Raw genomic sequence first — 19,203 nt, forward strand, 5'->3', positions numbered from 1 at the left:
TTGCCAAGTATTACCTGCATTTTTAGATAAGCAAGTAATTGAATAAAATCAGTGGTTTGCTGCTGGACGGCTAGATGAGGGCTGTTGTGTAATTATTGGGGAGAGGTGTATCCTCTCCCGAAAGATGAGGCTGGCTTTTAACCTAACCAGGGTTGTAACGAAGCTCGCTGTTGTTCAAAACTACTGATTTGTGGAGCGAACTGTTCGCTGGCGCCGATAAAATCCAGGCCACTTAACAAACGTTGTTTGATATCAGGATCAATCTGAAAACCTACAGCGGCATTATTGCCTAAAATAATCTGCTGGCCGGCCAAATCAATTTTCCATTCCTGTGTGCCTTGCTGGCAGCGGCTGAATAAAAACTCGATATTGGATGCACTGAGGCTGATCAATAACATGCCGTTGTTGATGCTATTGTTAAAGAAAATATCGGCGAAACTCTCGGCAATGATCACGTTAAAACCATACTGCTGAATAGCCCATGGCGCATGCTCACGGCTGGAACCACAACCAAAGTTGGCGCGAGTTAGCAGAATTGACGCGCCTTTGTAGCCAGGCTCGTTTAACACAAAATCCGGGTTAGGTTGTTCATTCGCCAGATAACGCCAGTCATAAAATAAGGCTTCTGCAAAACCTTCGCGGCTGACCGAAGTTAAAAACTGCTTTGGAATAATCTGGTCAGTATCAACATTGTTTTTATCTAAAGGGCAGACCAGCCCTTGTGCAAAAATCTGGCTCATTAGTAACTTCCCCCCGCGCTTTCAAAAGATGAAATATCCACAAAACGACCGGCAATAGCAGCAGCTGCTGCCATAGCTGGGCTGACCAAATGAGTACGGCTGCCACGGCCCTGACGGCCTTCAAAGTTGCGGTTTGAGGTGGAAGCACAACGTTGGCCTGCTTCAACACGATCGTCGTTCATGCCTAAACACATAGAGCAGCCTGGTTCACGCCATTCAAAACCAGAGGCTTTAAAGATATCGGCTAAACCTTCGGCTTCAGCCTGACGTTTCACCTGACCAGAGCCTGGCACTATTAAAGCGCGCACACCGGTCGCCACTTGTTTGCCTTGCACTACAGCAGCAGCCTGACGTAAATCTTCAATCCGGCTATTGGTACAGGAACCAATAAAGACCACATCGACTTTCAGGTCGGTTAACTTCTGGCCCGCTTCAATGCCCATATAAGTTAAAGCACGGCGCGCCGCGTCGGCCTTAATTAAATCGCTGAAGGACTCAGGAGCAGGAATAGGCTGATCCACAGCTATGACCTGCTCAGGGTTAGTGCCCCAGGTCACTTGGGGTCTGATGTTCTCTGCGGCAATAGTGACTGTTTTATCAAACACAGCGTCGGCATCTGAATATAGGCTTTGCCAATACTGCACTGCCGCATCCCAATGATCCTCTTGTGGTGCATGAGGTTTGCCTTTCAGATAAGCAAAAGTCACTTCGTCCGGTGCTATTAAACCGGCTTTAGCACCCATTTCAATGCTCATATTACACAAAGTCATTCGGCCTTCCATGCTCATGTCACGAATAGCAGAGCCACAGAATTCAGCCACATAGCCATTACCACCGGCCGTACCCAACTGGCCTATCACCGCCATAATCACATCTTTAGGCGTTACAAAAGGTGATAAAGAACCTGTCACTTCCACTTTTAAGGTTTTCGCCACTTGCTGCTGTAAGGTTTGAGTCGCCAGCACATGCTCAACTTCAGAGGTGCCAATACCAAAGGCGATAGCGCCAAAAGCACCGTGAGTCGAGGTGTGCGAATCACCACAGACAATAATCATACCGGGCTGAGTTAAACCCAACTCAGGACCAATCACATGCACTATGCCTTGATCCGGGTGCATTAAATCCAGCAAAGGCACATTAAATTCTTTGCAGTTGGCCGCTAAAGCTTCCAGCTGCTTACGGGAGGTTTCCCCCGCCGCGTCTATGCTGCGCAGCTGAGTGGACACGTTATGATCCATAGTGGCATAAGTTAAATCAGGACGGCGTACAGTACGGCCGGCCTGGCGCAAACCAGCAAAAGCCTGAGGGCTGGTCACTTCATGTATTAAATGGCGGTCGACAAACAACAAGTCGGTGCTGCCATTGACCGGAGCCACTACATGGCTTTGGTAAATTTTCTGATATAAGGTTTTGGCCATCATTAAGCTCTCTTTGTATCCATAGCGTTTAAGGCAGCAATCACTGCGGCGCCTACATCTGCCGTACCATAGTTTGAAGCTGAATTAATATCCCGCGTTACTATGCCTTGTTCTAGAGTACTGGCTACCGCTTGCTCAATAGCGCGGGCTGCAGCTTCTTCGCCAAAGCTGTAACGCAACATTAAGGCAGCACTTAAAATCTGTGCTATTGGATTGGCAATGCCTTTGCCTGCGATGTCTGGAGCAGTACCGCCCGCTGGTTCGTACAAACCAAAGTTGGAACCGTTTAAGCTGGCTGAAGGCAATAAACCTAAAGAACCAGCAATGGCCGCAATTTCATCCGACAAAATATCGCCAAACAGGTTGTCGCATAACAACACATCAAAATGCTGCGGCGCCCGAATAAGCTGCATAGCGGCGTTGTCGATATACATATGTTCCAGCTGCACTTGCGGGTAGTCTTTAGCCACACGCTCCACCACTTCACGCCATAACACGCTGGTCGCCAGTACGTTAGCTTTGTCGATAGAGGTGACTTTATTGCGGCGTTTAGTCGCCGCTTCAAAAGCCACCCGGCTGATACGCTCAATTTCGCTGACGCTGTATTTTTGCGTATCAAAAGCTGCGTCTTCAGTCCGGCCTTTTTCACCAAAATAAATACCACCTGTCAGTTCACGCACACATAAAATATCCATGCCCTGGCTGCTGATTTTTGGGTGCAAAGGCGATAACTCGGCAAAAGCCGGGTAAATCTGACCTGGTCGTAAGTTGCAAAACAAATCAAAGGTTTTACGAAGTGGCAATAACGAAGCACGTTCTGGCTGCTGAGCCGGGGGCAGGCTGGTCCACTTAGGGCCACCCACTGAGCCAAATAATATGGCATCACTGTTTTTACATAAATCCAGTGTCGCTTCAGGTAAAGCTGCGCCCGTTGCATCAATAGCAGCGCCACCTATTAAAGCTTCAGTACTTTGAATGCTGAATCCGAATTTATCAGACACCACAGCCAGTACTTTTAACGCTTGAGCCATCACTTCAGGGCCAATACCATCTCCGGCTAACACGGCAATTTTATAGTTTTTCATTGTTACTTCTCTGTCTGTGATTCAGATAAACGGCGAGCCTGCTTGGCGGCGTCTACCTGTTTGCTGCGTTCAATTAAATTTAAGACGTGCACATAAGCTAAAACGGAAGAGCGCACTATGTCAGTGGCTAAGCCTGCGCCGTGATAACGGCGGCCCTGATGTTCGGCAATGATATCCACCTGGCCCAACGCATCTTCACCGCTGCCTTTAGCCTGTAAGTTAAAGTCGACCATCTTGACGTCAGTACCAACAATCCGCTGAATAGCCTGAAACGACGCTTCCACCGGGCCATTACCTGTGGCGGCTTCGGTATGGGTTTCGCCATTAATGCTGATGCCCACAGTGGCGCTGGCGACATGTCCTGTATGAGTGGACGAGCTTAAAAACTCCAGTTTGTAAGGCTCGTTGGTGTCTTGTAAGTTTTGGAAAAACACCAGCGCTTCTAAGTCGTAATCAAAGACCCGGCCTTTTTGGTCAGCTAAAGTGACAAACGCTTTGTAGATCTCATCTAAGTTGTAATCATCCTGGGTGTAACCCATTTCGCTTAAGCGATGCTGGATCACAGCGCGGCCAGAGCGCGAGGTCAGGTTCAGCTCGTTCTGACGGATACCAACCTGCTCAGGAGACATAATTTCATAAGTGTTTTGTGCTTTTAATACGCCATCCTGGTGAATACCTGAGGAATGGGCAAAAGCGTTTTCGCCAACAATCGCCTTATTCGGCTGAATAGGCATATGGCAAATCTGGCTGACCAAATGGCTGCTGCGATAAATCTCAGTGCTTTTAATGTCAGTGTAAAACGGCAGAATGTCCGGGCGGGTTTTGATAATCATCGCCACTTCTTCTAATGAACAGTTACCGGCACGCTCGCCAATGCCATTGACTGTGCATTCAATCTGACGGGCACCGGCCTGAACTGCTGTGATGCTATTGGCTACAGCCAAACCTAAATCGTTATGGCAGTGTACACTTAAAATGGCCTGATCAATGTTCGGTACTTTATTACGCAGGTCGGTAATGATGCGGGCAAATTCATTCGGAATGGTGTAGCCCACAGTGTCTGGAATATTAATAGTGCGTGCCCCAGCTTTGATAGCGGCTTCGACAATACGGCATAAATCATCAATAGGAGTGCGGCCTGCATCTTCACAGGAAAACTCAACATCGTCAGTGTAACGGCGCGCCAGTTGAATAGCGGCAACCGCCTGTTCAGTGGCTTGTTCTAAGGTGCGGCGTAATTTGTACTGTAAATGCAAAGGCGAGGTGGCGATAAAAGTATGAATACGGCGACGCTCAGCATTGGCCAAGGCCTGACCACAGGCTTCAATGTCCGCACTGACAGCCCGGGCTAAACCACAAATAATAGGGCCTTTGACTTGAGTAGCTATGCTTTGCACAGACTCAAAATCACCTGGCGATGACACAGGAAAACCCACCTCCATTACATCGACATTTAAGCGGGCAATAGCATGAGCCAGCTGAATTTTTTGTTTATGACTTAAACTGGCACGCAAGGCCTGTTCGCCGTCTCTTAAGGTGGTGTCAAAAATCCAGACTTTGTCCTGACCACTCATCACATTTTCCTCATTGATTGATTAAAACCCGTTCTGGTGGCCTTGGTTAAAACAAAAAACCCCGGCCTGTGGCACGGGGTTTTTGGTTTACTGGTACAGTCGTTTTACCAATGCACAAAGCCCCGTGGCCTGTTGAGGAGCACGAGGAGAGTGAGCAGGTTAGCGAAACGCTGGTTTGAATTCATTGTTGTTTAAGTCTTCATTGGGTTTAATTTATACAACTGTTATTAGTAATATCACGGCAAATTGACCATTGCAACAGTATAGACGGCTAAATATCTAAGTATTTTTGCTGGTGTTTGATAGTGTCGCTGAGGCCAAAGGTTTAGCTGGGTTAAGCTCATCATCCACCGGACAGCTTCTCTCCTGCTCGATTTCTGCGTGCCAGCAGTAGTATTACCTATGAATGGAGTAGGGTGTTTGTTATTTTAAGAACGCCTTATTTTCCTAAGCGCTTGAAATCCAGGCTGAGAGATGAAAATTTAAACTAAACAGATAGGAGAATAGAGTGGCAGCTATAGGTTTTGTAACTTTGCTTAAAAACTTCAGTGTTAGAAAGCTGCTGTTTGGCGTGGCATTACTGGCGTTGATGATTTTTTTAGTCATATGCATCACCTACACATTAAAACATTCTCCCTGGTTCCTGTTAGGGGCTGTGCCGTTTTTATTGTCTGTGTTGGTGTGTTACGAAGAATTTGTAAAAGTAACCCAAACTTACTTTTTGGACTACATCAGCTGCGCAGTGTCTTTTGGTTTCGCGTTAGTTTATTTAAGACTCTATTGGGACTCGAATTACTCCTCTCAAATGGATGGGCAGTCTGATATTGCCTGGATAAGCCTGATTCCTGTTCACTTTCTTGCTTATTTTGTCTGCTGTTGCCTTGGGCTGGTTGTTTATTATGTTTACACCAAATACTGGAGTCGTTAGCTCCAGCTTCACTATTTTTTGTAGCAAGGAGCTGTTAACTATACCAGATAGCAATTTTTACTGGCCTGTACAAGCCAACAAAACATTTTCGATTTTGTGGGCGTATGTTGTCTTTCATGTCAGGGGCTGGGGCGTCCACCTGATGCTTTTTGCAGCAAAGGCAGCTAAATACAGTTGTTTTTGTTGAAAAATTAGGCGGTTGATGCATTTTTTCAGTTTTTTTATGAAAAACACATGACGAACGCCAGTTATTCAGCATAAAATGCGCCCCGTTCTGCCAGTGTTGTCAAACACGCTCTGCTCATGCCCGGGTGGTGAAATCGGTAGACACAAGGGATTTAAAATCCCTCGCTCGAAAGGGCGTGCCGGTTCAAGTCCGGCCCCGGGCACCATTTCTATTCTGTTAGTCCTGATACATTTCCTTTTAAATTCCTGTTCTGCCACTTAACTGCTATAACTAAAACACTTTGCTTATTTTGCAGGTTTATTCCGTTATGCATTTTTACTCTCTTGATTTCATTAAAGAAATGCCAAAATCTGATCTGCATTTGCATTTAGATGGCAGCTTACGTTTAGACAGCCTGATTGAGATGGCAGCTAAAGCCGGTGTGAAACTGCCAAGCCAGACAGTGGAAGGTTTAAAACAGCTGGTATTTAAAGACAGCTACCAAAATCTTGGCGAATACCTACATTGTTTCCAATACACTTGTGCCGTGCTGCGTGATATGGATAATCTGGAACGGGCTGCTTACGAGCTGGCTATCGACAACCAGCTTGAAGGTGTCAATTATATTGAAGTGCGTTTTGCTCCTCAGCTGTTAATTGATTTGCCATCCGGCATAGATTTTGACCGGGTGATGCATGCGGTCAACAATGGATTGAAAAGAGCGCAGCAGGAATACAATAGCCAAAGCGCTATTCTGAGTGGCGATAAACCGCCTTTTGCCTACGGCATTATCAATTGCGCCATGCGGATGTTTGGCGACAAAGGCTTTTCACCTTATTACACCAATTTGTTCCAGCTAATGCGGGATTTTAGTCCTATTGAAGTCATTAAGCTGGCGGCTATGGAGTTAGTACGGGCCAGTGTGCGGTTGCGGGATGAAGCAGGTATTCCTATCGTAGCTTTGGATTTAGCAGGGCAGGAGTCTGGTTATCCGGCCAGTAAATTTAAAGAAGTGTATGAGTTTGCGCATCAGCACTTTTTGCTGAAAACCTTACATGCTGGTGAAGCTTACGGCGCTGAAAGTGTGTTTGAAGCCATTACCGAATGTTACGCCGACCGCATAGGTCATGGCTATTCCTTGTTTGTGCCGGAGATGATCCAGGACCCGTCTATCAAAGATAAACAAAAGTACATTCGTGAACTGGCGTCTTATATAGCCGACAAACGTATTGCTATTGAAGTTTGTTTAACCAGCAATCTACAAACCAATCCAGAGATCAGCGATATCAAAGCACATAAGTTTGCCGATATGCTGGAACACCGTATTGCCACTGTGATTTGCACCGATAACAGGTTGGTGTCCAATACCACCGTCAGCCGTGAATACAAACTGGCGTTGGACAACTTTGATATCCCGCTGAAACGTTTAAAAGATATAGTGGCTTATGGCTTTAAGAAAAGCTTTTTCCCAGGTAGCTATGTGGAAAAGCGCCAGTATGCTAAGCAATGTTTAGAGTACTTCGACAAAGTCGCACAAAAATACGGCTTTATTAACTAAGTTGTTTAATTCGGCTCAGAGTGAGATTAAATCTCAAATTTAAGTTTACTCTGAGCCGAATGAGGTACGCCGCCCGTTCAGCTTCCTTTTCGTTCCAGAATCTGCATTTTTCATTTTTCATAAGTCATTGAAATTTAATTGAATTATCACTTCTTAATAAATATCGGCGAAAGTGTCGCAAAAAGCATACATGCTAAGTTATTGAAATATATGGTTATTATTTTAAGCTCTGTTTTGCTGTTGCTAATTAGCGACAGATCTTTTGGGGTTTCTGTTCAGTTTCAGCTGGGAATTAAATTGAGCTAACTTAACTTGTTGATATTTAAGGTTTAAAAATTAATTTTCAAACTTGGCACAGACTCTGCATTTATTAGTTCGTAACGGTAAATTAGGTAAGAGGTACGCAGTTGTTACTCTTACCTAATTTACCGGCAGGCTCAGCAAAACGCTGAAATGAACAGTAGTAAAGACGGGGTGAATTATGGACTTATTTTTAATCGCAGCTATCGCATTCTTCATGGTGAACGCTTTTGTTTTTGTAACCTACATGCGCAAAATTGATTTAAACGGCAATGCAGTTTTAGAGTTAGAGCGTGTTCAGGCCGCTGATGCTTATGTTCGCACCGCTGCTAAAGTACGTAAAGCTCGTGCTTCTGCCATGTTAGAACAAGCTACTAACTAATTAGTTGCTGTAAATCGATGAAAAGCCAGTCTCTGACTGGCTTTTTTGTTTTATGCGCAGTCATCCCTGGCGCTTAACCTCCTTCTGTAAATCCGTTATGATAAGCGCCTGATTTTTCGTGGAACCCTGTCCTGATGCGAATGCCTGTTCAGCCTGCTTCCTTGCGGCAGTTTGTTTTACTCAGCTTTTTTATGGCGTTAATCCCACTTGGGGTGCTGTTATGGCAAAGTCATAGTGCTTTATCCGATGTCAGTCGTTATGCCATAGCTGAAGCCGAGAGTTCGGTAGCGAATGTACGCCGTGCTGAAAATATGCAAAAGCTGGTCAATGACATTGAACGTTCAGTGCTGCAGTTTAGCATTTTGAAAACCGATGCCCTGTCTCAATTGGCGGCCACTCACTTAAACAACTATCAACAGAATCTGGGTTCCGTTTGTCTGAATCTGGCGCAGCCTGTGCTGTGCGCGCAGCAACAAAAACAACTGGAGTTGTTGTTTGACAGCTACTTACACGAGAGTAATGAAGAACTAAGCCCTATTCTGCAAAAAATCCGTCAGCAGCAGGTGCAACTGACGCAAGTGATTTGGGCCTTGCTGGAACAACGATTACAGCAGCAACAGGTGTATGCCGAAGAGGCGCAAAGTCATCTGGCCTGGCAAACCGTGGCTTTAGTGGTACTGACTTTATTGATGGTGCTGTGGGCCTCTGCCCGAATTACAGCACCGGTAAAAATGCTCGACACCATGATCCGTTCTATAGGGCAGGCCAGCCATCATTTCCCGCATGACAAAGTGGATGGCCCACGTGAACTGACCGAACTGGGTGAGCAGTTACGCTGGCTGGCATCACGTCTGCAGCAACTGGAAGCTTTGCGGCTTATTTTATTGCGTCATGCATCTCATGAACTTAAAACACCTTTGTCCAGTATCCGCGAAGGCTGTGCGCTGTTAAGCGAGCAATTGGTTGGACCATTAAACCCACAGCAAATGGAAGTGGTTAGTTTGCTCAATGGCAGTGCGGACCGTTTGAGTGTGCTAACGGAACAGCTGCTGGATTACAACAAGTTACTGCAGCAAGCAAAACCTGAGTTTGACTGGCATGACAGCGAAACCTTGCTGCAAAATTGCTTTAACGACCATGCGTTATCCTTGCAGCAACGCGAGCAAAAAATTGTGCTGGACTGTCAGTTACCTCGTATTTACACCGATTCGATGTTATTCCGGCGTATTCTGGATAACCTGATTAACAATGCACAGGCTTATGGTGCCGAAGGCAGTAATGTCTGGGTCAATTTGCGTCAACATGATAAGTTTATGTTGTTAGATGTGGCGAATAACGGCACTCCTATCCCTGCTGAATTACGGGCTAAGTTGTTTGAACCTTTCCAGCGCGGCAAAGCCCCACGTTTTGATGCGGTACAAGGTTCAGGTTTAGGTTTATCTATTGTCGCCGACTGCGCCCGTTTATTAGGTGGTCTGGCAGAAATTATCGATGTGAATTACGCCGATGTGTGTATTCAGGTGCGTTTGCCTTTAGTTGAGGATGCGGTATGAAAGTTTGGTTAAGTCTTGGCCTTTGTTTGGTGTTAACAGCCTGTCAGGGCGTGAAGCCTGTGGCACCAGTGGTGAATAAAACTATACCCAAAGTTGAACCCGCCCAAACCCAGCAAGTGGAACCACCTAAACCGATAAAGGCTGAACTGGCTATTGCTGACGATGTATTAACTTTGCAAGCCTGGCGTGATTTTCGTGCCCAGTTGTTATTGATGCCGGTGGCAGAGCGCGATCTGTTATTACGTAGTTTCAAAACCAGTCCTGTAACGACCTTACAAACCTTATTGATTAAGCTGCATCCTGACAGTCCTTATACGGTTCGTTTTGCCGCTCAGACTCAGTTAAATGACAAACTGACCACTTTACCTAAAGGTTTAGCCGATTTATTGCGTTGGGATTTAGCCTATAACCAGAAGTTGCTGGAAAGCGAATCTGCGGTGACTGCGTTATCGCGTTTAAATGCACAGCAGCAAGAACAACTGGACAGATTGCGTCGGCAAAGCAAAGACTTACAAAAGAAAATTGATGCGCTGACGCAGATCGAAGCCAAATTAAATCAAACAGGAAATTAAGCATGAGCAATGGCGCCCGGTTATTGCTGGTGGATGATGATCCCAGCTTATTGCGTTTACTGACGCTGCGTCTGGAAGGTGAAGGCTATCAGGTGATCAGTGCCGATTGCGCTGAAACTGCTTTGGTATTGCTGGGTAAAAACAAAGTCGATGTAGTGCTGAGTGATTTGCGGATGCCGGGTTTAGACGGTATGGCTTTGTTTGATGAAATCGCCAAACGTCACGCCGGTTTACCTGTGGTGTTGATGACAGCACACGGCTCTATTCCAGAGGCCGTAGCTGCAACGCAGCGTGGTGTGTTTGGTTTTTTAACTAAGCCACTGAATAACAACGATTTACGTGACATTTTGGCTCAGGCGGTGCATCAATCTCATGTGCCAAGTAAAGATGAGTGGCGTGCAGATATTATCACCCGCAGTAAAGTAATGGAGCAGGTGCTGGATCAGGCTTATCGGGTGGCGCAACGCGATGTCAGTGTGTTGATCACAGGCGCCAGTGGTACAGGTAAAGAAATGCTGGCCAAGGCTATTCATAAAGCCAGTCCAAGAGCGAAAGGCCATTTTGTTGCTATTAACTGTGGTGCTTTGCCTGAGCATTTGTTGGAGTCCGAGCTGTTTGGTCACACCAAAGGGGCTTTTACTGGTGCAGTGAACGAGCATTTAGGTTTATTCCGCGAAGCAGACGGCGGTACTTTGTTCCTTGATGAAATTGGTGATATGCCAATGCCATTGCAGGTGAAGTTATTGCGGGCTCTGCAGGAGCGGCAAATACGTCCTGTCGGCAGTACCAAGACTATCCCTATTGATGTGCGGGTATTGTCGGCGACTCACCGTGATTTAAAACAGGCGATGCAGGAACAAAGCTTTCGTGAAGACTTGTATTACCGCTTAAACGTGGTCAATTTGCAGCTGCCAACCTTAAGAGAGCGGGCTGAAGACATTCCATTGTTAGCTCGCCATGTGCTGCAACAAAATGCAGAGCGCCATGGCGTACAGGTGAATCGTTTCTCCGAAGACGCCATGCAAGCTTTAGTCACAGCTCAGTGGCCTGGTAATGTTCGCCAATTGGTGAACGTGGTCGAGCAATGTGTGGCGTTAACCCAAAGCCCGGTGTTGAGTGTCGCTTTAGTTGAACAGGCGCTGTCGCAAAACCGCAGTTTCTGGCCAACCTTAAGCGAAGCCCGTGATCAGTTTGAACGCCAGTATTTGATCCGGGTGTTAAAAATGGCTGAAGGCAATGTGACCCGGGCTGCGGAGCTGGCCGGGCGCAACAGAACAGACTTTCACAAACTGCTGAAAAAGCACGAACTCAGCGCAGCTCAGGTGTCCGAGCAAAGCGATGAATTGGAATAACCGAAAATGGGGTCGGATCACATTGTTAACAGCGCATAATGTGATCTGACCCCGAGAGATTGATTTATGCACGAAAATTTTGATGTAGAACCTGACGTACTGAAAGCGAAAATCATCAGCGAAACAGCCCGCATCAACTGGCTGGAGCTGCAAAAGTTTTATGCGGCCGGTTCTGTGGTGCAGGTTTCTGCCGAACTGGATTTAGTGGATGTGGCTTTTGCCTTTAGTCAGGATGATAAAGCAGCAGTAGAGAACTGGCTGCAAGCTGGTTTAGTCGACAGAGTAGCTGATACACAAGCCCAGCTTTGGGTGGAACAAAAAGCCGAACTTTGGGCCGTGGTGATTTCTCCCTGGATTCTGGTACAGGACAAAGCAGCCCAAGCTACTCATTAACTACGCAGGTCAATCCCTTATGTATGCAGAAAATTTCCAGTTAGAGTCCTACCTCAAGCGTATTGGTTATACTGGACCTTTAGAGCTCAGTGCTGACACTTTAACAAAGTTGATGCGTGCTCAGCTGTTTAGTGTTGCCTTTGAAAACCTCGATGTGCAAGCCGGTAAAATTGTCTCTCTGGTGCCTGAACAGATAGTCGACAAAATAATAGGCCAGGGCCGCGGTGGTTATTGTTATGAGGTCAATGGCCTTTTTGCGATGGCATTACAGGCGTTGGGTTTTCACTACAAGTTTATCGCCTGTCGCCCGATGTTTTATCCGGTGCGCCGGCCTAAAACTCATATGATAGTGCTGGTGGAAGCTGATGGCGAGCAGTGGATCTGTGATTTAGGTTTTGGCAGCTACGGCATTCGTGCCCCTATAGCTTTATCGTCGTTAGAACAAATCCAGCAGCAAGACTTTGATCAGTTCCGTTTAACCACAGAGCAGAGCGGTGCTTATGTGGTGCAGGCCTTGGTGGATGGCCACTGGTTAAGTCAGTTTGGTTTTGAGCCTTATGAGAGCGAGTGGGTCGATTTTATGCCTGCCAACTACCTGAACTCCACCCATCCGGATACGATTTTTGTACAGAAGTTATTAGTGATTAAACACCATGAACAAGGCCGCGATATCCTGCTGGGCGATCAGCTCAAACAAATACGAGCTGATGGCACAGAAGTGCAGCAACTAAGCCCGCAGCAGCGGGAAGACATACTAAAGCAGTTGTTGAGTTAGAGAAAAGGGCAGAGTGGATACTCTGCCCTTTCTTATTAATAACCTGCAGCCTGGCCGTCTTTACGGGATTCTGAAGCGCCGTAATACACTCCGGTTTTAGGGTCTTTCATAATGGCCTGATAACCACCAAATTCCCCTAAACCATAACGAACGTCATGGCCTTTTTTCATCAGTTCACGAGCCGTTTCGTATGGCACCCCTTTTTCCAGTTGAACATAACCGCCGTTAGTTAAATACAGAGGCTGTGCGTCTGTTGGTTCAGTGCTGCCCAGATGTTGCCAGCGCGCAGCATCACCTGCTTCCTGCAGGTTCATACCATAATCGACCATATTCACCACAATCTGCACATGGCCCTGAGGCTGCATAGCGCCACCCATCACCCCAAAGCTGGTCAGTGGTTTGCCATCTTTACTGATAAAGGCCGGAATAATAGTCTGGAAAGGGCGTTTGCCTGGTTCATAGGCATTCACGTGTTTTTGGTCCATCGAGAACATCTCGCCCCTGTCCTGAAAACCAAAGCCGGTACCAGGCGCAACCACACCTGAACCCATACCGCGGTAGTTACTTTGGATCAGTGACACCATAGTGCCGTCTTTGTCGGCTGTAGTCAGGTAAATGGTATCGCCCTGATAGGCGGCTGGATTACCTGCATCGACGCGTTGCGCCGCTTTGGGACCAATTAACTTAGCGCGCTCTTTACCATAGGCTTCAGAAATAAGGCCTTTGACCGGCAACTTATTAAAATCTGAGTCTGCGTAATATTTGGCTCTGTCTTCAAAAGCCAGCTTTTTCGCCTCTACTAAGGTATGAATACTGTCAACGCTGTTATAGCCCATGGCTTTTAAATCGAAATTCTTCAGAATTTGTAACATCTGCAAAGCCGCTATGCCTTGGCCATTTGGCGGTAATTCCCAGACATCATAACCACGGTAATTGACGGATACCGGGTCCACCCAGTCTGACTTGTGGCTGGCGAAATCTTCATACCGCAGATAACCGCCATTGGCTTTCATAAAACCGTCGATACTTTTAGCTATATCACCTTTGTAAAAGGCATCGCGTCCGCCTGTGGCTATGGCTTTATAAGTGGCAGCTAAATCAGGGTTTTTAAATAGCTCGCCTTTAGCTGGTGCTTTACCATTGATGGTAAAAGTGCCAACAAAATCACCCGGCTGGTCTTTTAAGCGAGGAACAGACCTGTCCCAGTAATACGCAATCAGCTCACTGACCGGGAAACCTTGTTCGGCATAAGTAATGGCAGGTTGCAGAATTTGCGTCATAGGTAATTTGCCAAACTTCTGGTGCATCTCAAACCAGCCATCAACGGCACCAGGTACGCTGATCGGTAACATGCCATAAGGCGGGATGTCTTTTCGATCGAGCTTTTTCAGTTCTTTAGCTAACTGGGTATAGCTTAAACCTTTAGGTGAACGACCTGAGGCATTTAAACCGTAGATTTTATTGGTTTTACCATCCCAGATAATGGCGTATAAGTCGCCGCCTATACCATTGCCCGTAGGTTCCATTAAACCCAATGCTGCATTGGCGGCTATGGCAGCATCTACCGCTGTGCCGCCTTGTTTCATAATATCTAAAGCAATTTGAGTGGCTAATGGCTGACTGGTCGCTGCCATAGCATGGGGCGCTATTACCTCTGAGCGGCTGGCAAAATCAGCGCCGGTAATTCGGTCATACGCCATTAATTGAGGGGATAATGCAATCAAACTGCAGAGCAGGAGTTTTTTCATTCTGGTTGTGCCTCTGAAATACAGGAGTACTCAAACTAATCAGGACTTGTTGAAATTACCAGCGGCACGCGACCAAAACCCTGATTAGCTGGCTGAAATAAGATGTGCGTTCAAGCTGGCTTTTTGTTCATGGCTGAGTAAGAGTTTCTGTTTAGCGTCAAAGTCGTATTGCACCAGTACGGCTTTTCCTGAAGCACAACACCGACCCTGCTGCCAGGCTTCCTGATGAATTTCAAAAGAACTGTTTCCAACCATGCTAACTCCAGTGCGAAGTTCGACCGGTAAACCATAAAATAGCTCTGCCTTAAACTGTACACTGATGCTGGCGAGTATTAACCGCCATTGTTTGGTATTGAGATCAGGTGTAAATAATTTGAAAATAGGGTCTCTGGCTCCTTCAAACCACTGCGTCAGCACTGTATTGTTGATATGACCTAAGGCGTCTGTCTCGTTAAATCGTGGCTGAATAATTTCTTTAAACATAACAATAACCTAAAAACTATGAATGATTTTATTGAAGTGTTCGATGATGTATTACCCCGTGATTTTTGTCAGCAACTGATCACTTTATTTGAGCAAAGCCCTCACACAACAGCTGGGCGCACTGGCGGTGGCGTCGACACCAGTAAAAAGTTGAGTACCGACTTGTACTTGAATCAGTTTCAGGAGTATCACCCGGCGCTGAGTGAGATTATTAAGTACACCACCACTTATATTGCGGACTATTTCAGAAAGTATCATTTTGCGTTAATTGGCCCCGTCAGCATGACAGTTGCTCATCCGACTGAACAGCGGATGGTCACTGTGACGGCCGAAAATTATCCACAACTTGGTGCTCCTCAGGCCGAAAACTTTATGCGCAGTTTGTATCGGCTTGGCCCAATACAAATGCAAAAATATCAGCAAGGTAAAGGCAATTATGGTTACTGGCACTCAGAGGTCTATCCGCAGCTCCCGAATAATGAGCCCTTGCATCGTACTTTGTTGTTTATGTTTTATTTAAATGATGTAGCAGAAGGTGGCCAGACCGAGTTTTATTATCAGAATAAAGCCATTCAACCTAAAGCCGGACGTATGGTGATAGCGCCGGCTTACTTTACTCACACGCACAGGGGCTGTGTTCCGGTGTCGGATGATAAGTACATATTAACCAGTTGGGTACTGTTTAACCGTGCCGAACAGTTATACGGTACAAACGCCTAGTGACCAGACTCAGCTATCGGACGAACCATCTCTAAATGTGGAATATCATCTTCCAGATAAGGTTCACTGCAGGCGATAAAACCAAAGGACTCGTAAAATCGTTGCAGGTAACACTGAGCAGAAATACGGATCTCCTGATCAGGCCAGCAACTGCTGGCTACATCCAAAGCTTTATCCATTAAACCGCGGCCCAACGCCAGACGGCGCGCTGTTTGTGACACACAGATACGGCCTAAGGCAGGGCTGTTTTCATAACTGACCCCAGGGGCCAATACCCGGGCGTAAGCTAAAATTTTGTCGCCTTTTTTCAGCAGTATATGCCGGGTTTGCGGATGGAGGTCTTTGTTATCCAGCTCTGGGTAAGGACAATTTTGTTCCACCACAAATACATCCACTCTTAATTGCAGCATGGCATACACCGTATACGAATCCAGTTGATTAAAGCCTGCAACCTGCCATTCCATTTGTCTGTCCCGTTATTTTTTTATGGTTCTGGTTTTTACTATATCAAAGTCCCCTTGCTTTTGTCTGGTTGTGAAAAGGATACGGAAGCACAGTAAAAAAATCGGCATAAAGAGCAAACTTGCACCACACTTACTCCAGGCGTTGGATAGGCAGCGGCAAAAGGAGTTGGGATGTGGTTAAGTCAGATAGTTCAAAAGAAGCGCTACTGGCAGCAGCTGCTTAGTCTGTTGGTTGTACTGCTGATCAACTGCAGCTTTTATGCAATAGGTCAGTTACAACTGCAACAACGTCAACAGCAATGGCAACAATGGCTGGAATTACAACCGCTCACGCATCAAGCCTGGCTAGTCAGTGAACAAGGTCAGTTAAAACTTTTATCCAGCCCACCCAAAGCTGCAGCTGATTTTGTTGCTCTGGATGGCACAAATCCGGTATTACATCTGGCACCACAACTGGTGCAGAGTTGGACAGTTCTGGATTATCTGTTACTGAATCTGCCTTTTGTGATCTGGTTGGCCTGGCTAGTGTGGATCCGGCCTTATCAGCAACAATTCCGGCAAGAACTACAGCAGCTTGAGCAACAAACTCAGTTATTGCTGACTCATCTGGATTTACCTTTTCATCAGGAAACGAATCCTGTTACTCAGTTACAGCGAGTATTACTGAAGCTACAAAACTGGCAAAAACGTGACAGTGAAATTCGCCAGTTGGTGCGGGTACAAGGCCTGGTTGATCACGAGCTGGCGATAGGCAACAGAGTGTTTTTTGAAAGTCGTCTCAATCACTATTTAACTGAGAGTGGGGAAGTAAACAGCGGCGCTGTGTTTATAGTGCAGTTGTCTCACCCTGAAGTTCATTTATCCAATCTGATCAAGCTGCAACGTTTAAGAGGTTGTGTGGAATTAATCGCTGAGCTGGTCTCTGGTTGGCCTGAAGCTGTGATGGCCCGGCTGGCCGAAAATGATGTCGCTTTGCTGATCCCAGGATTGAACGGGAAAGAGGCCGAACAACTGGGTGATCGTCTGGCTCAGGTACTGAGTCAGGCTAACTTTTTTGCTGAATGTCAGGATTTTGATTTAGTCCATATCGGTTTTGTGTTGTACCAGCAAGGACAGAGTTCTTATCAATTGATGGCGGAAGCAGATATGGCTTTAAAGACTGCTCAGTTACAGGGACCTAACGCTGCTTATGGTTTTAACGATCCACAAAAACCAAAAATCAAAGGTTCTGTCTGGTGGCGGACTGAATTACATAATGCGTTGAAAGAACATAGGTTTTTGCTGAGCTTTCAGCCTGTATTCTGTTGGCAGGATAATGATGTGTTGCAACACGAAGTGCTGGTTCGGCTGGCCGGTAGTGACGGAGAAAAATTAGCTGCTGCTGTATTTTTACCTATGGCTGCCAACTGTGGTTTAGCTGGGGCTATCGACCAGTATGTCTTGCTCAAGGTTGCTAAATTGACTGAGACCGCTGTGCTTGAGCACTGCCGTTGCAGTGTGAACTTAAATGTGCAGTCTTTGCTGGATGAGGGCTGGTGGCATTGGCTGAGCGCACAGGTAAATCAAGGCAGCCTGGAGACAGCGGATCTGGCATTGGAGTTTCACGAACATCACTTAATCAAACATTATAAAAACCTGAAACCCAAGTTATTACAATTACAGCAATGGGGCTTTGAATTGATTGTTGATCACGTGGGATTGAGTCTGGATACTACCCCTTATACCGATGAGTTACCTATCAGAATGTTAAAAATCCACCCTGCGATAGTGCGCGGAGTTGATCATCAGCTGGAACAACAGCTATTTATCCGGGGCTTATTGGCATCTTGTGTTGGCAAGGATATTAAAGTGATAGCGACAGGCGTGGAGCAGGATCTGGAATGGCAATGTCTGAAAAAATTAGGGGTAACGGGAGCTCAGGGGTATTATTTTAGTCAGCCACTGGCTCGTCTTATTGCACAGAACCAGTTGTCAGAGTAAGGCTCCGATAAGGCCTGTTATCAGGCCGGCCCAGAGCCAGGCAGCAGACCACGGTATGCCAAGCCTTTGAGAGCCTGCAAACCGCCTGTATGGAAAAAACTCAAGCGGCTGCCGGCTGGAATTACGCCGCTTTTAATAAGTTCAAACACTGTATATAAGGCCTTGCCGGTATAGATAGGTTCTAACTGAACAGCCTGGTCTGTAAACGCCAAACAAAACTGCCATAACTGGTGATCAAAGTGGCCATAGCGTGGCTGATGCAAAGCCTGGACTAACTGCCATTCCGGCCAGGAGTGGTCGGCAGGTAAAAATTGCTTAATTTTGTCCGGTAAGCTTGGATCCTTGACCACAGCGATACCCAATACGGGCGTATTTTGGGCGCCATGAATCAGGCCTGCTATGGTGCCTCCACTACCTACAGCGCAGATCAGCAAAGAAGCGGGTCCAGCAGGGGTATTGCACATATCCAGTTCACTGACTCCTTGCACCGCGGCTGTGCAGGTGCCGCCTTCCGGGATCTGGAAATAATCTGGAAATTGTCTGGCCAATTGCTCTAACCAGGTCTGATCGTGACGAGAGCGATAAAGCTCTCTGCTGACAGGGATCAGCTGCATGCCATAAGAACGGCACAACGTCAGCGTCGGGTTATTGATATCAACCTCTTCGCCCCGGACTATGCCAATACTTTTAAGATTATGCTCCGCCGCTGCCGCCGCAGTTGCAACTAAATGATTAGAAAAAGCTCCGCCAAAGGTCAGTAGCCCTGGATATTTTTGTTGCAGTGCTTGCTTGAGCTGGTATTTTAGCTTCAACAACTTATTACCGGATATGTCTGGATTGTTACATGAGGTATAACGCAGCCAAAGTTCCGTCTGATACTCAGTTAAAACAGGATGTTGAAGGTTTTTCCACTGTAAATAAGAGCTTAGTTTCATCAGCAGTGGTCAATCTGGTGCAAAATTTCTATCATTTTTATCGTTTCTGCGATGATTTAGAGTTACAATAATTTAAA

General features: G+C 46.4%; 18 protein-coding genes and 1 tRNA gene. 11 read left to right on the plus strand and 8 right to left on the minus strand.

Features of this window, described 5'->3' with window-relative positions:
- Positions 1-137 precede the first annotated feature (137 nt).
- Genes leuD through leuA form a run of 4 tightly spaced genes read right to left on the minus strand, consistent with a single transcriptional unit; the run spans position 138 to position 4,817 of the window.
- Complete coding sequence (gene leuD / locus WH43_RS07565) at positions 138-740, minus strand: 3-isopropylmalate dehydratase small subunit (protein ID WP_053424033.1); 603 nt, start codon at positions 738-740, stop codon at positions 138-140.
- A complete protein-coding gene (leuC, locus tag WH43_RS07570; RefSeq protein WP_286049563.1) occupies positions 740-2,161 on the minus strand; it encodes a 3-isopropylmalate dehydratase large subunit in 1,422 nt (473 codons plus the stop codon). The genes leuD and leuC overlap by 1 nt, the downstream gene beginning before the upstream one ends.
- Positions 2,161-3,243 (minus strand): 3-isopropylmalate dehydrogenase, encoded by a 1,083-nt coding sequence (gene leuB / locus WH43_RS07575; protein ID WP_053424034.1) that lies wholly within the window; start codon positions 3,241-3,243, stop codon positions 2,161-2,163. Before leuB ends, leuC begins: the two co-directional genes overlap by 1 nt.
- Before the next feature lie 2 nt (positions 3,244-3,245).
- Entirely contained in the window at positions 3,246-4,817 is a 1,572-nt protein-coding gene (gene leuA, locus WH43_RS07580; RefSeq protein WP_053424035.1) for a 2-isopropylmalate synthase, read from the minus strand.
- Between the two features lie 1,233 nt (positions 4,818-6,050).
- Here leuA and WH43_RS07590 point away from each other — a divergent pair.
- From WH43_RS07590 to WH43_RS07625, 8 genes are all read left to right on the plus strand, one after another.
- A tRNA-Leu gene (locus WH43_RS07590) sits at positions 6,051-6,137 on the plus strand.
- 102 nt (positions 6,138-6,239) lie between these two features.
- Entirely contained in the window at positions 6,240-7,469 is a 1,230-nt protein-coding gene (locus WH43_RS07595) for an adenosine deaminase family protein (RefSeq protein ID WP_053424037.1), read from the plus strand.
- A gap of 481 nt (positions 7,470-7,950) precedes the next feature.
- Complete coding sequence (locus WH43_RS07600; RefSeq protein WP_053424038.1) at positions 7,951-8,151, plus strand: hypothetical protein; 201 nt, start codon at positions 7,951-7,953, stop codon at positions 8,149-8,151.
- Between the two features lie 134 nt (positions 8,152-8,285).
- Complete coding sequence (locus tag WH43_RS07605; protein ID WP_053424039.1) at positions 8,286-9,704, plus strand: sensor histidine kinase; 1,419 nt, start codon at positions 8,286-8,288, stop codon at positions 9,702-9,704.
- The gene (locus tag WH43_RS07610) at positions 9,701-10,276 is read left to right on the plus strand and encodes a hypothetical protein (protein ID WP_053424040.1); all 576 of its coding nucleotides are present in this window, start codon (positions 9,701-9,703) and stop codon (positions 10,274-10,276) included. The genes WH43_RS07605 and WH43_RS07610 overlap by 4 nt, the downstream gene beginning before the upstream one ends.
- A 2-nt stretch (positions 10,277-10,278) precedes the next feature.
- Positions 10,279-11,628 (plus strand): sigma 54-interacting transcriptional regulator, encoded by a 1,350-nt coding sequence (locus WH43_RS07615; protein WP_053424041.1) that lies wholly within the window; start codon positions 10,279-10,281, stop codon positions 11,626-11,628.
- Between the two features lie 66 nt (positions 11,629-11,694).
- Positions 11,695-12,021: a DUF2288 domain-containing protein gene (locus WH43_RS07620; RefSeq protein ID WP_053424042.1), complete on the plus strand. Its 327-nt coding sequence runs from the start codon at positions 11,695-11,697 to the stop codon at positions 12,019-12,021.
- 19 nt (positions 12,022-12,040) lie between these two features.
- The gene (locus WH43_RS07625; protein WP_053424043.1) at positions 12,041-12,796 is read left to right on the plus strand and encodes an arylamine N-acetyltransferase family protein; all 756 of its coding nucleotides are present in this window, start codon (positions 12,041-12,043) and stop codon (positions 12,794-12,796) included.
- A 35-nt stretch (positions 12,797-12,831) separates the two neighbouring features.
- On the opposite strand, the gene ggt is transcribed toward WH43_RS07625, so the two are convergent.
- On the minus strand, positions 12,832-14,544 hold the full coding sequence (ggt, locus tag WH43_RS07630) for a gamma-glutamyltransferase (RefSeq protein ID WP_053424044.1): 1,713 nt from the start codon (positions 14,542-14,544) through the stop codon (positions 12,832-12,834).
- An 84-nt stretch (positions 14,545-14,628) separates the two neighbouring features.
- Positions 14,629-15,027 carry an acyl-CoA thioesterase gene (locus tag WH43_RS07635; protein ID WP_053424045.1) on the minus strand — a complete coding sequence of 133 codons (399 nt, stop codon included), beginning with the start codon at positions 15,025-15,027 and terminating at the stop codon, positions 14,629-14,631.
- Positions 15,028-15,045: 18 nt separating this feature from the next.
- Here WH43_RS07635 and WH43_RS07640 point away from each other — a divergent pair, with 18 nt between their 5' ends.
- Complete coding sequence (locus tag WH43_RS07640) at positions 15,046-15,747, plus strand: 2OG-Fe(II) oxygenase (protein WP_053424046.1); 702 nt, start codon at positions 15,046-15,048, stop codon at positions 15,745-15,747.
- On the opposite strand, the gene WH43_RS07645 is transcribed toward WH43_RS07640, so the two are convergent.
- Positions 15,744-16,211 (minus strand): GNAT family N-acetyltransferase, encoded by a 468-nt coding sequence (locus WH43_RS07645; protein WP_053424047.1) that lies wholly within the window; start codon positions 16,209-16,211, stop codon positions 15,744-15,746. The genes WH43_RS07640 and WH43_RS07645 overlap by 4 nt on opposite strands.
- Positions 16,212-16,382: 171 nt before the next feature.
- Here WH43_RS07645 and WH43_RS07650 point away from each other — a divergent pair, with 171 nt between their 5' ends.
- Positions 16,383-18,191 (plus strand): EAL domain-containing protein, encoded by a 1,809-nt coding sequence (locus WH43_RS07650; protein WP_053424048.1) that lies wholly within the window; start codon positions 16,383-16,385, stop codon positions 18,189-18,191.
- Positions 18,192-18,211: 20 nt separating this feature from the next.
- Here the strand turns inward: WH43_RS07650 and WH43_RS07655 are convergent, their stop codons facing one another.
- On the minus strand, positions 18,212-19,051 hold the full coding sequence (locus WH43_RS07655; RefSeq protein ID WP_286049573.1) for a 1-aminocyclopropane-1-carboxylate deaminase/D-cysteine desulfhydrase: 840 nt from the start codon (positions 19,049-19,051) through the stop codon (positions 18,212-18,214).
- On the opposite strand from WH43_RS07655, the gene WH43_RS20455 reads away from it, so the two are divergent.
- Positions 19,036-19,197 (plus strand): hypothetical protein, encoded by a 162-nt coding sequence (locus WH43_RS20455; protein WP_286049577.1) that lies wholly within the window; start codon positions 19,036-19,038, stop codon positions 19,195-19,197. The genes WH43_RS07655 and WH43_RS20455 overlap by 16 nt on opposite strands.
- Positions 19,198-19,203: the final 6 nt, after the last annotated feature.

This window comes from Rheinheimera sp. KL1, assembly GCF_001275035.1.
Classification (GTDB): Bacteria; Pseudomonadota; Gammaproteobacteria; order Enterobacterales; family Alteromonadaceae; genus Pararheinheimera; species Pararheinheimera tangshanensis.